Below are 14,009 nucleotides of genomic sequence, written 5' to 3'. Positions count from 1 at the left end.
GGAACCCCATTTTGAAGTTCCTTTTTTAAAATTTATGAAAATAAAGACTAACAGCTCATCGCCATTTTTCTATATTTAATTTCTTTTCTCTTTCTAACTATCAAAATAGCTACAGCGATTGCAACACCGGAAAAAGCTAAAATAGAGCCTACTAAACTAGAGTAAATAATTCCGTAGCCAAATGCGATAGGTAATCCGGCTAAATAAGCACCAGATGCATTCCCCATATTAAAAGCACTTTGGTTCATAGAAGAACCCAGCATTTCAGATCCCTTAGAAGTATTGATTATCGCCATCTGAATAGGTGTGGCTACCGTAAATGAAATTGCTCCAATAACAAAAGTCAATACCATTAATAAATAAGGGTTAGTAGCAATAATCATATTCAATAATAAAATACCACACATAACCGACAAGCTAATGATTACCGCTTTCAAGGGTGAAAATAACTCTGCCATCTTCGCACCTAAAAAATTACCAACTACCATACCTAAGCCAGCTAACATCATAGCGTAACCAACAAAGTGGTTTGGCAAACCAGCAACATCAGTAATTAAAGGGGCTACGTAACTGTACCAAGCAAAGAACCCACCTGTACCTATAGTGGTCAGTGCAATTAATGCCCAAAGTTCAGTATTCTTTAATCCTTTAGAAACACTTACTTTCTCTTCGGTTTCGTCTACTTCAATTTTTGGCATCCATAGGTAAATGCTTCCTAAAGCCAATAAACCAACAAAGCCTACTAGGTAGAAAGAAACACTCCAGCTGAACTGCTGCCCTAAATAAGTACCAATAGGCACTCCAATAACATTGGCAACCGTAAGACCGGAAAACATAATTGAAATAGCTTGCGCACCTTTGCCTTTTTTTGCCAATTTTGTAGCTACTACAGCACCGATACCAAAAAAAGCACCGTGCGGAATACCAGATAAAAATCTCATAAACAACAAACTGGTATAACCTGTGGCAAGTCCGGACAAGGTATTAAATACTGTAAACCATATCATTAATAAGAACAGTATTTTCTTAGGCGTAAGCTTAGAACCTAAGCCTGTTAATAATGGTGCACCTACTACAACGCCCAATGCATAAGCTGCTATAAAGTGACCTGCCTGCGGAATTGTTATTCCTAACGACCCAGAAACTTCGGTCAAAATTCCCATGATAACAAATTCGGTAAGTCCTATTCCAAAACCTCCTATTGCTAAAGCAAATAATGCTTTCTTATTTGATTTTATAGCATCCATAACTTATAAATTTTAAGTTTAACATATATACTATAGGTTCTCAATCAATTTTAAAAAGACAAAGTTAAAACCAATATCCCGGTTAAAACACGCATGAATTACCATATTTATGTTAATAATTAACCGTGTGAATTGGCAACATATATTCAGTTTTTACAATTCAGTATAGAAATTCTACAACTGAGAAAATCAATTTATTCAAACCTACAATTACGATTCATATTTGTGATATCAATCATAAAAAAAATCAACAATGAAGACGCTATTATCTGCATTACTTACACTTTTCTGTTTCAATGCATTCTCACAATCAACTATTTCGGGTAAAATTATTGATCAACAAGGATCACCAATTATGGGAGTAAATATCTATCTAAAAGGTACTTATGATGGTACTGCCACCAATGAAGATGGGGTATTCACTTTTAATACAGATGTTACCGGTACACAAACATTGATTGCATCATCTATTTCATTTGAGACTTATTCTAAAACAGATGATGTCACGAAGCTAAATACCATAACCATAAAACTCAAAGATGATGTGAATACCCTAGATGCCGTAACCGTAAATGCCGGAACATTCAATGCTGGCGACAACGCTAAGGTTACCGCATTAAAACCTTTAGATATTGTAACCACAGCAGGAGCTTTAGGGGATTTTGTTGGCGCTTTGCAAACATTACCAGGAACATCAAATGTTGCCGAAGACGGAAGGTTATTCGTTAGAGGTGGTGGCGCAGAAGAAACACAAATTTTTGTAGACGGTATGCGTGTATTTACACCCTACTCCCCTTCTGCAAACAACATACCCACAAGAGGTAGGTTATCTCCATTTCTATTTAAAGGAATTACATTTTCTACCGGAGGATATTCAGCTGAATACGGACAAGCCTTATCAAGTGTTTTACTTTTAAATAGTATAAACGAACCACAAGAAGAGAAAACTGAAATTTCTATTATGACCGTTGGTCTGGGACTTGGAAATACCCAAAAATGGAAGAAAAGTTCACTTAGCTTAAATACGTCCTACATTAATTTAGCTCCTTATCAAAAACTGTATCCTGATAATAATGAATGGCATAAACCTGTAGAATCTGTAGGTGGTGAAGCGGTATATAGATATAAATTCAATAACGACGGACTTTTAAAAGTTTATGGAGCATACAGTTCGGTAGACTTTGATCTAACACAAGAAGACATTAATGTAGCTGATGGTATTCGTTTCGGACTTAAAAATAGAAATCTGTACATCAACTCCTCTTACCAAGATTTCTTAGAAAAAGACTGGAGCATTGCAACAGGTATTAGTTTCGCCAATGACCGCTCTGAAATAAAGTATAATAATTCTGACATCACAGATATTGAAAACTCGGCACATCTAAAAATCGCTTTTAAAAAGTTCTTTTCTAGTCGCTACAAATTGAACTTTGGGGCAGAATATTTCGCAACAAACTTCACAGAGAACTTTGAAGATTCTAATTTTGAAGACGATTATGAATTTGATAATAATATATTCAGCAGCTTTGTAGAAACAGATATTTTCTTTTCGAAAAAACTTGCTACTAAGATTGGATTGAGAGGAGAATATTCTGAACTATTACAAGAATTCAATCTTTCACCAAGATTATCACTAGCCTATAAATCCGGTGCAAATTCTCAATTCTCTTTGGCATATGGTGAATTCTTTCAAAACCCGAAGAACGATTACTTAAAATACAATTCTGATTTTACTGCTGAGAATACAACCCACTATATAGCCAATTATCAATATGTAAAAAACAAACAAATATTTAGAGCAGAAGCATATTACAAAGAGTATGGTGATTTAGTAAAATACGACACACCGTTCGCACTGCCGACTTCAACTTACAACAATAGTGGAAGTGGTTATGCAAAAGGATTGGATATATTCTGGAGAGATAATAAGTCCATTAAAAATACTGAGTATTGGATGTCATACTCCTATCTAGATACTGAAAGAGATTACCAGAATTACCCAACAAATGCTACTCCTGATTTCGCATCAAAACACAACGCATCTTTAGTAGTAAAACGTTGGATTGAAGATTGGAAAAGTCAATTGGGCTTTAGCTATAATTATTCATCTGGAAGAAAATACACAGACCCAAATTTAGGAGGATTCTTAACGGAGGAAGCAAAAAGTTTCAATTCTTTAAATGCAAATTACGCGTACTTAATTAGTCCGCAGAAAATATTATACGTATCGGTAAGTAATGTATTAGGAACTAAAAATGTAAACGGTTATCAGTATGCCAATCAAACCAATACAGATGGTTTATTTGATAGAAGAACCATTACCCCCGCTGCAGATCGTTTCTTTTTCATAGGTTTCTTCTGGACAATAAGTGACAATAAAAATGACAACCAATTAGATAATCTTTAAAAATTACAATTCAACACCAAGAACCTACAACTCGGTCATCTATTTTATTAAAAGCAATGGAATAAAAAGATATTTGAACATCAATAATTAACTATAAAACTTCACATCATGAAAACAGTACTACTAATCGCCACATTTATTTTTACGCTAAGCCTAAGTGCACAAACACCATATGAAAAAGGCATGAATGAAGCTTTTGCCTTATGGGAGCAACAAAAAAATACAGAGGCTGTTCAATTATTTGAAAGAATAGCATCTGCTGAAACCGATAATTGGCTACCACCCTATTATGCCGGATTGATAGAAATAGTAAGCAGTTTTGGTTTAAAAGACGAAGCGTTATTAAATACAAAGCTGACAAGGGCGAAAGAATTTTTAGATAACGCCTCTGAAATATCAGAAAACAATCCTGAAATAATGATTACATATGCGCTATTGAACACAGCCTACATTGCTTTTGATGGTGCAAAATACGGTATGACTTTGTCTGGAGAAAATATAGCTATCTATCAAAAGGCACTAGCAATTGCACCAAGCAATCCAAGAGTACTATTAGGCAAGACTGAATGGGATATGGGCGCAGCTAAATTCTTCGGTAAATCTATAGCACCCTATTGTGAAGATGTTGAACGAGCCATTGTATTATTCAATGAAGAAGAACAAACGGTACCCTACTACCCATATTCCGGTTTAGAAAGAGCTAACGAAATCAGTGCAAACTGTAAAAAAGAAACCTCCCCTAATTAATAGGAGAGGTTTTTTATAATCTAAGTTTAAGACCTTTATAATATATAATCTGTACTCACAAAATTAGAAAGTTTGGCTTCCAATAAATTCTGAATTATTTCAGTATTCAATTCATTGTCTTTAAATGCTACAAAAGTTCTAATAGAGAACGAACGTAATGCATCATGAACACTTAAGGTTGCTTGTGCAGAATCTTTTCTTCCCGTAAACGGGTATACATCTGGTCCTCTTTGGCAAGAACTATTTAAATTTACACGACAAACCAAGTTTACCAAGGTATCTATTAATGGAGAAAGTGCATATACATCTTTACCGAATAGGCTTACTTGTTGACCGTAATTACTTTCTGCCATATCATCTAAAGGTTCTTCAATATCAGAGAATGGTACTATAGGGATAATAGGTCCAAATTGCTCTTCTTGATACACACGCATGTCTTTAGTAACTGGGTAAAGAACTGCAGGCCATATATAATTATCAAAATGCTTACCTCCTTTTTTGTTGATGATTTTTGCACCTTTTGAAAGCGCATCATCAATTAAACCTTGAATATAGGCAGCCTTATCAGGTTCTGGTAGCGGAGTTAATTTTACTCCGTCTTCCCAAGGATTTCCAAATTTCAACTCATCTACTTTACTGGCAAAATTCTTATTGAACTCCGCACTGATTTCTTCATGAACATACACCACTTTCAATGCAGTACAACGTTGACCGTTAAAAGACAAGGTACCTGCCAGACATTCATTTATGGTTAAATTTAAATCGGCATCTGGTAAAATAATTGCAGGGTTCTTAGCCTCTAGACCTAGTACTAAACGTAATCTATTGCTCTTTGGGTGTTGATCCTGTAGCGCATTAGCAGATTTACTATTGCCTATTAAAGCCAGTACATCTACTTTACCCGTTTGCATAATTGGTGCAGCAACAGTTCTACCGCGACCAAATAACACATTTACCACACCTTTTGGAAAACTTGTTTGAAAAGCTTCTAAAAGTGGAGTAATCAATAAAACACCATGCTTTGCAGGTTTAAAGATGGTGGTGTTCCCCATAATAATTGCAGGAATCAACAAAGCAAAAGTTTCATTTAACGGATAGTTGTAAGGCCCTAAACATAAAACAACACCTAAAGGTCCTCTTTTAATATGCGCATACACACCATCATGTTTCGTAAACTTTGCAGCATCACGATCTAATTGCTTATAGTCTTCAATAGTATCTTCAATATATTCAACGGTACGGTCAAATTCTTTCTGAGAATCTGGTAAAGATTTACCAATTTCCCACATTAACAATTTAACTACTTCTTCTCTTTTAGTTTTCATTTTTGAAACGAAAACCTCCATACATTCAATACGGTCTTTAACATGCATTGTTGGCCACACTCCTTGCCCTTTATCATATGCTTTTAAGGCACCATCTAAGGCATCTAACGCTTCTGCCTCTTGCAAATCTGGAATAGTGCCCAATAATGTTGGCTTGTATTCTTTTGTTGAAGATATGGTAGAATATACTTCTGTAGTCTCACCCTTCCACTCCTTTAATTCTCCGTTGACCAAATAATGTTTTTGGTCTATAGTTGATGTAATTTGAAATTCTTCTGGAATCTTAATATCGCTCATTTCATTTTCTATTTTGCACTATGATTGATAATTGAATTATAGATTGATTTCTAAAAAACTAGAAATTGAATCTGTAGTATTAAAAGTAGTTTAAACCAAATACTCAAACAAGTCCGGTTTATCATTTATATATTCTCCATAGAAATTGTTAGATTTCATACGTTCTATCAATGGCTTCAAGTCGTCTGGATTCTTTAATTCTATTCCTACCACTGCCGGAGCATTTTCTCTACTAGATTTCTTTGAATACTCAAAGTGTGTAATGTCATCCGTAGGTCCAAGAATGTCAACCACGAACTCTTTTAAGGCTCCTGGTCTTTGAGGGAATCTAATGATAAAATAATGCTTTAGTTTTCCATATAGTAATGCTCTTTCCTTAATTTCAGCCGTTCTAGTGATATCATTATTACTACCACCAATAATACACACTACATTTTTACCAGCAATTTCTTCTTTATAATCGTCTAAAGCTGCAATAGATAAAGCTCCAGCAGGTTCAACCACAATAGCATCCCTATTATAGAGGTCTAGAATAGTCTGGCAAGCTTTGCCTTCATCTACCGTAATCATGTTATCTAAATAATAGTTACAGATGGCATAGGTTAAGTTACCTACTTTTTTGACCGCTGCACCATCAATAAACTTATTTATATGATCAAGCGAAACTACTTCTCCCGTATCTATTGATGTTTTCATAGACGGAGCACCTTTTGGTTCTACACCTATTATTTTAGTATTAGGCGAAAGCTCACTAAAAACACTAATAAGTCCAGATGCTAGACCACCACCGCCAATGCAAACGAAAAGATAATCTATAGGTGTTTTTGATTGCGAAATCAACTCAAGACCAACTGTGGCCTGACCCTCTATAATTTTAGGGTCATCGAACGGATGTACAAATATTTTTCCGTGTTTATCACCATAAGTTCTAGCAGCCATTGAGGCATCATCAAACGTATCGCCTTCCAAAACTATTTCAACCCATTCGCCACCAAACAGTTTCGTTTGTTCTACTTTTTGCTTAGGTGTAACCGAAGGCATATAAATAGTACCCTTGATTTTTAAATGAAAGCAAGCAAATGCCACGCCCTGGGCATGATTACCTGCACTGGCACAAATGACACCTTTTGCCCGCTCTTCTTCGGTTAAGGAGCTTATTTTATTAAAGGCACCTCTAATTTTATAAGAACGTACTCGCTGTAAATCTTCACGCTTTAAACGAACTTGACAGTTGTATTGTTTTGACAAACGAATACTATCTGTTAGTGGAGTTACTTCTGAAATTTCAGAAATGGTTTGTGCAGCTTGTAAGACATCATCTAATTTTGGAAAATATGCCGGCTTTGACCCTTTCATATTATTAGCATTCTGTGATTAAAAAATTATAACTAGCATGAAACCTAAATTGTCCGCTTGAGAACATTACTTTTAAAACTACAACCTAATAAATGGTCATAACTTTTAGAATGCACCCAACCGGACAATCGGTATATCTATAAAATATGATAAATTTATACGATAGGCTTCATTGCTGTCATTGACTCACGTAAACGAGTACCAACTATTTCTACCGGATGCGTACGTAATGCCTTATTTATAGCAATTAACTGTGCATTATCAACGTCATTATCAATATCTCCAGAGAAATTAGTACCAATTACATCAGTATCTATTCCCTTCATGAAATCAGTCAATAATGGCTTACATGCATGATCAAAAAGATAACAACCATATTCTGCTGTATCAGAAATAACACGGTTCATTTCAAACAATTTCTTACGAGCAATTGTATTCGCTATTAATGGAGTTTCATGTAAAGACTCGTAATATGCAGATTCAGCAATAATACCAGATTCCGTCATTGCCTCAAAAGCCAACTCAACACCAGCTCTTACCATGGCTACCATTAACACACCGTTGTCGTAAAACTCTTGCTCGGTAATCTCTTGGCTACCTGCAGGAGTTTTCTCAAAAGCCGTTTCACCAGTTGCAGCTCTCCACGTTAATAAGTTCTTATCATCATTTGCCCAATCTTCCATCATTGTTTTTGAGAAATGACCGGTCATAATATCATCCATATGCTTTTGAAACAACGGACGCATAATATCTTTTAATTCTTCTGATAATTCAAATGCCTTTACTTTAGCAGGATTTGAAAGACGATCCATCATATGGGTAATACCACCATACTTCATTCCTTCAGTGATAGTTTCCCATCCGTATTGGATTAATTTAGAAGCATAACCAGCATCAATTCCTTTTTCAATCATTTTATCGAAACAAAGAATAGAACCTGTTTGCAACAAACCACAAAGAATAGTTTGCTCTCCCATTAAATCTGATTTTACCTCAGCAACGAAAGAAGACTCTAATACACCGGCTCTATGACCACCTGTACCAGCAGCATAGGCTTTTGCCTGTGCTAAACCTTTACCTTCTGGATCATTCTCAGGGTGAACCGCAATTAAAGTCGGTACGCCAAACCCTCTCTTATACTCTTCCCTTACCTCAGAACCAGGACTTTTAGGAGCTACCATAATCACAGTTAAATCTTCACGAACCTGTGTACCTTCCTCTACAATATTAAAACCGTGAGAATAAGACAGTGTAGCACCTTTTTTCATTAATGGCATAACAGCACCTACTACGGCAGTATGCTGTTTGTCTGGAGTAAGGTTGATTACAACATCAGCAGTAGGAATCAATTCCTCGTAGGTACCCACTGTAAATCCGTTTTCAGTTGCATTTACAAAAGATTGTCTTTTTTCTTTTATAGCAGCATCACGAAGTGTGTAAGCGATATCTAAACCAGAATCTCTCATGTTCAACCCTTGATTTAAACCTTGTGCACCACAACCTACGATTACAATTTTTTTGCCTTTTAAAGCATTTACGCCATCTGCAAACTCAGATGAATCCATGAAGCGGCATTTTCCAAGTTGCGTTAATTTATCTCTTAATGATAGCGTATTAAAATAATTGGCCATTTTGTATTTACTTTATTTGATTATTGTTTAGATTCTTTATTTAAAATTCTTTTAGTATCGCTGAAATTTTCATCTCATCTTTAGTAACCGATATACGACCAGATCTAACAAACTGCATTATGCCGTAAGGTTTTAATTGATCGTGCATTTCATCAATTTCATTTCTTCTACCGCTTTTGGCGATTACAAAAAAGTCTCTTGATACGGTAACAATCTGTGCATTGTTATCTTTTATAATGTTCTGAATTTGACGCTCGTCAAACAGAAGTCCTGATGCTATTTTGAATAAAGCAGATTCTTGATAAATGGTTTCATCATCTGTATGGTAATATGCTTTTATAACCTCAATCTGTTTCTCTATTTGCCCGACGATATTATGTACCCATTTCTCAGTTGTATGAGCTACGATTGTAAATTTAGAAACGTCATCAATCTCTGATTTAGAGACATTTAAACTCTCTATATTTATATGTCTCTTTAAAAATATACCTGATATTCTGTTCAGTAATCCAACATTATTTTCTGAATATACCGATATTGTAAACCATTTATTTTCCATAAGCTTTAATTACCTATTCCTTTCTTCAAAAGGATTTTATGGTGTCATTATAATTATTCTATACTATTTCTTTACGGCCATTATTAAGCCTGTAGACCAATTCATTTTGGTCAATTGTAAATCTTTACGTTGTTCTAAATACGCTGTAAGTTCAATCACATTATCTTCATGACCCGCTGGCCAATTTGGCTGTTTGGTCATATCATCTATAATGTAAAAGCCGCCAACATTTATCAAATTTAAAACCTCATCGATTTCACTGTACTTACCTGGCCAGGCATCTGCAAAAATCAAATCGAATTTTGCACCTGAATATTCCTTGATCCAATCAGCACCATCTTTGCAAACAACCTCAACTCTATCATCATCACCAAAAAAACTAGAAGCGATAGAAATTAATTCTTGATCGTTATCTACGGATATCAATTTAGAATCAGCATCCATACCTTCAATCATCCAAGAAAGACTTAGACCAATACCAGTTCCAATTTCTAAAAAATTACCATTTGGTTTAGAAGCTATTAAGGTTTTGAGAAAGCTACCAACGTACAGGTCTGAAGGCATCGTAAATCCGATTTCCTCAGATTTACGAGTTATCTCCGTATGTATTTTAGGAATGTCCTGTATGTTCGTATCGTTCATGAGATTGTTATTGCTGCTATTTCAATCTAACTTCAGAAACCGAAGCTCCAGAAGGTATCATAGGAAATACATTATCTTCTTGCTCAACCTTAACCTCTAAGAAATAAGGTTCTTTAGAAGCCATCATTTCTTGAATGGTAGATTTTAAATCTTTACGCTCAGATATTCTTTTTGCTTCAATGCTATAACCTTCAGCAATTTTTACAAAGTCAGGATTCACCATAACCGTAGATGCATATCTTTTTTCAAAGAACAACTCTTGCCATTGGCGTACCATACCTAAATGTTCATTGTTCAAAACAACAATTTTCACAGGTACTTTATGTTGAAAAATTACACCTAATTCCTGAATAGTCATTTGATAACCACCATCTCCAATGATAGCAACCACTTCCCTATCCATAGCGCCCATTTTAGCACCTATAGCTGCTGGTAAAGCAAAACCCATAGTACCTAATCCACCAGAGGTAATATTACTTTTAGTTTGAGAGAATTTAGCATATCTACAAGCAATCATTTGATGCTGACCTACATCAGAAACGATAACCGCTTTATTATTTGAAGCTAAATTAATTTCTTCGATGACCTCGCCCATAGTTAAACCTTCTTTGGTTGGATGAATGTCATTCTTTATAATAGCATCGAACTCAATTTTATATTTTTCTTTAAAGATATTATGCCAAGACTCATGTTTATTCTCATTTATCAATGGCAATAACAACCCTAAAGTTTCTTTTGAGTTACCTAAAACCGCGACATCTGCATGCACATTCTTATTTATCTCAGCAGGGTCAATTTCAAAGTGAATTACTTTAGCTTGTTTTGCATAAAAATCTAAATTACCGGTTACACGATCATCAAATCGCATACCTATAGCAATTAGTAAATCGCATTCATTGGTCAAAACGTTAGGACCATAGTTACCATGCATACCTACCATACCCACATTTAATGGATGAGAAGTATCTAAAGCCGAAGCTCCCATGATAGTCCAAGCTGCAGGTATACCTGATTTTTCAACTAACGCTTTCAACTCTTGCTCAGCCTTGCCAAGAATAACACCTTGCCCCCATACGATAAATGGTTTTTTAGCGCTATTAATTAAATCTGCAGCCGCTTGAATTGCACTCATTTTTGGTTTTGGAACCGGCTTATAACTACGCACAGCAGTACATTTCTCATAAGAGAAATCGAACGCATCTATCTGTGCATTTTTAGTAATATCGATTAATACCGGACCTGGTCTACCAGATTTAGCGATATAAAATGCTTTCGCCATAACTTCTGGAATTTCAGAAGCTTCGGTAATTTGGTAATTCCACTTCGTTACCGGAGTAGAGATACCTATAATATCAGTTTCTTGAAAAGCATCGGTACCTAACAGTTGCCTAGTAACTTGACCAGTAATGCAAACCATAGGTGTTGAATCTATCTGCGCATCTGCAAGACCAGTCACCAAATTTGTTGCACCAGGACCGGATGTTGCTATTGCGACACCCACTCTACCGGAAACACGAGCATACCCTTGAGCAGCATGCGTAGCACCCTGTTCATGTCTTGTAAGAATATGTGTTAATTTATCTTGAAATTTATATAGTTCATCGTAGACGGGCATAATTGCACCACCAGGGTAGCCATACATTGTTTCGACACCTTCTGCCAACAAACAATGAATTATTGCCTCTGCTCCAGAAATCTTAATAGTTTTCTTGGAATCTGTACCTTTTTTCTTCTCTTTTACTGTTTCCATAATTCATAATCAAATTCAAGCATTGCATATAAGAGTTACAATTACCTGATATTAAAATCCTTCTAGACTTCCTAAAGTCTAGCCGGTGTTATTTAAAACTCATCGGTTACACAACCGTTAGATGCAGAAGATACCATACGAGCATATTTGTATAAGCTTCCTCTTTTCACCTTTAACTCCGGTTGTTTCCAATTCTTTTTTCTTTCTGATAATTGCTCATCGGTAAGATTTACTGAAATTTCGTTTTTCTCTGCATCAATGGTAATAATATCTCCATCTTCCAATAGACCAATTGTTCCACCATCTTGAGCTTCTGGAGCAACGTGACCAACAACAAAACCATGAGTACCACCAGAAAAACGACCGTCTGTAATTAAAGCAACATCTTTACCAAGACCAGCACCCATAATTGCTGCAGTTGGCTTCAACATTTCTGGCATACCCGGTCCACCTTTTGGACCTTCATAGCGAATAACAACAACATCACCTTTTTTCACTTCACCTTTACCGATACCTGCATTCGCAAGAAATTCGTCGTTATATACTTTAGCCGGACCTGAAAAATACAATCCTTCTTTACCGGTAATTTTTGCCACAGCACCTTCAGTGGCAAGGTTACCATAAAGAATACGTAAGTGACCAGTTGCTTTTATAGGATTACTAAGTGGTTTAATGACTTGTTGGTGTTCTAATAAACCAGGAACATCAGCTAAATTCTCAGCAATTGTTTTACCTGTAACGGTAAGACAATCTCCATGTAGCATATCATTTTCTAACATAAACTTCATAACGGCAGGTACACCACCTACACGGTGAACATCTTCCATTAAGAATTTACCACTTGGCTTTAAATCTGCCAAGAATGGCGTAGTATCACTAATTTTTTGAAAATCATCTAAGGTAAAATCTACATCAGCAGCTTTAGCTATTGCTAAAAAGTGAAGTACGGCATTCGTTGACCCACCTAAAAGTGTCAGCAAACGAATAGCATTCTCCATAGATTTACGGGTAATGATATCGCTTGGCTTAATATCTTTTTCCAAAAGGGTTCTTAAAGCTTTACCAGAATTTATGGCATCGTACTGCTTGTCTTTACCTATTGCAGGGTTAGAAGAATTGTAAGGCATTGCCATACCCAAAGCCTCAATAGCCGATGCCATAGTATTGGCAGTATACATACCACCACAAGCACCTGCACCTGGACAAGCGTTCTGGATAACACCTTTGTAATCCTCTTCATTCATAGTACCGGCAACTTTCTCTCCCCATGCCTCAAAAGCAGATACTACATCTAATTTTTTATCTTTAAAACAACCCGAAGCAATAGTACCACCATAAACCAAAACAGATGGTCTATTTAAACGAATCATTGCCATAAGTGCACCAGGCATATTCTTATCACAACCTACAACAGTAACCAAACCATCATAATTCATAGCTTGAACCACAGTCTCCATAGAATCGGCAATAATATCTCTAGAAGGCAAAGAATAACGCATACCATATGTACCCATAGATATACCATCACTTACACCAATAGTATTAAATACAAGCCCCACTAAACCACTATCATTAACACCGACTTTTACCTCTTGCGCCAAATCATTTAAGTGCATATTACAAGGGTTACCCTCATAACCTGTACTACCAATACCAATTAACGGTTTCTTTAAATCTTCTTCAGTTAAACCAATGGCATAAAGCATTGCCTGTGCTGCTGGTTGTGTTGGATCTTGGGTTACATTCTTACTATGCTTATTCAACTCCATAATATAATTCTCGTATGCTTATCTTGATTTCTTAAATACTACTTAATCAAAGATAAAAGTTTATAAAAATTTCTAATTTTAACAATAATTGACAATACAAATTCATTTTATCAAAAATGAACTTAATTAATTGAATATCAAATATTTAAATAGTCATTATATACCATATTCAATACTTCAAAACTCACCGATATTATTCATTTTACATAAAAAAACCTGCATCAAATAAATCTGATACAGGTTTTTTCATTGTATGAAAAGCTATATCATCCCTTAGTA

At 35.5% G+C, this 14,009-nt stretch carries 10 protein-coding genes; 2 read left to right on the top strand and 8 right to left on the bottom strand.

Annotated elements, in window-relative coordinates; translation table 11 throughout:
• Positions 1 to 47: 47 nt before the first annotated feature.
• Positions 48 to 1,247 (bottom strand): MFS transporter, encoded by a 1,200-nt coding sequence (locus UH1x_RS17445; RefSeq protein WP_482623241.1) that lies wholly within the window; start codon positions 1,245 to 1,247, stop codon positions 48 to 50.
• Positions 1,248 to 1,500: 253 nt separating this feature from the next.
• Here UH1x_RS17445 and UH1x_RS17440 point away from each other — a divergent pair, with 253 nt between their 5' ends.
• Complete coding sequence (locus UH1x_RS17440; RefSeq protein ID WP_482623240.1) at positions 1,501 to 3,654, top strand: TonB-dependent receptor; 2,154 nt, start codon at positions 1,501 to 1,503, stop codon at positions 3,652 to 3,654.
• Positions 3,655 to 3,762: 108 nt separating this feature from the next.
• Positions 3,763 to 4,401: a tetratricopeptide repeat protein gene (locus UH1x_RS17435; RefSeq protein WP_482623239.1), complete on the top strand. Its 639-nt coding sequence runs from the start codon at positions 3,763 to 3,765 to the stop codon at positions 4,399 to 4,401.
• 35 nt (positions 4,402 to 4,436) lie between these two features.
• On the opposite strand, the gene UH1x_RS17430 is transcribed toward UH1x_RS17435, so the two are convergent.
• The 7 genes from UH1x_RS17430 to ilvD all read right to left on the bottom strand — a co-directional run bounded on the left by UH1x_RS17430 (position 4,437) and on the right by ilvD (position 13,730).
• Positions 4,437 to 6,023, bottom strand: a complete 1,587-nt coding sequence (locus tag UH1x_RS17430) for an NADP-dependent glyceraldehyde-3-phosphate dehydrogenase (protein ID WP_482623238.1) — start codon at positions 6,021 to 6,023, stop codon at positions 4,437 to 4,439.
• A gap of 90 nt (positions 6,024 to 6,113) precedes the next feature.
• Positions 6,114 to 7,379 (bottom strand): threonine ammonia-lyase, encoded by a 1,266-nt coding sequence (gene ilvA, locus UH1x_RS17425; RefSeq protein WP_482623237.1) that lies wholly within the window; start codon positions 7,377 to 7,379, stop codon positions 6,114 to 6,116.
• 155 nt (positions 7,380 to 7,534) lie between these two features.
• Positions 7,535 to 9,010: a ketol-acid reductoisomerase gene (gene ilvC, locus UH1x_RS17420; RefSeq protein ID WP_036153909.1), complete on the bottom strand. Its 1,476-nt coding sequence runs from the start codon at positions 9,008 to 9,010 to the stop codon at positions 7,535 to 7,537.
• A gap of 40 nt (positions 9,011 to 9,050) precedes the next feature.
• Positions 9,051 to 9,569, bottom strand: coding sequence for an acetolactate synthase small subunit (gene ilvN, locus UH1x_RS17415; protein ID WP_036153906.1), 519 nt, complete (start codon positions 9,567 to 9,569; stop codon positions 9,051 to 9,053).
• 63 nt (positions 9,570 to 9,632) lie between these two features.
• Positions 9,633 to 10,211 carry an O-methyltransferase gene (locus tag UH1x_RS17410; protein WP_482623236.1) on the bottom strand — a complete coding sequence of 193 codons (579 nt, stop codon included), beginning with the start codon at positions 10,209 to 10,211 and terminating at the stop codon, positions 9,633 to 9,635.
• Positions 10,212 to 10,227: 16 nt separating this feature from the next.
• On the bottom strand, positions 10,228 to 11,961 hold the full coding sequence (gene ilvB, locus UH1x_RS17405) for a biosynthetic-type acetolactate synthase large subunit (protein WP_482623235.1): 1,734 nt from the start codon (positions 11,959 to 11,961) through the stop codon (positions 10,228 to 10,230).
• 92 nt (positions 11,962 to 12,053) lie between these two features.
• Positions 12,054 to 13,730 (bottom strand): dihydroxy-acid dehydratase, encoded by a 1,677-nt coding sequence (gene ilvD, locus UH1x_RS17400; protein WP_036153901.1) that lies wholly within the window; start codon positions 13,728 to 13,730, stop codon positions 12,054 to 12,056.
• Positions 13,731 to 14,009: the final 279 nt, after the last annotated feature.

Source organism: Maribacter sp. UH1 (assembly GCF_056839145.1).
Note: the sequence above shows the minus strand (reverse complement) of the source record. Positions and strands in the feature narration are given on the sequence as shown.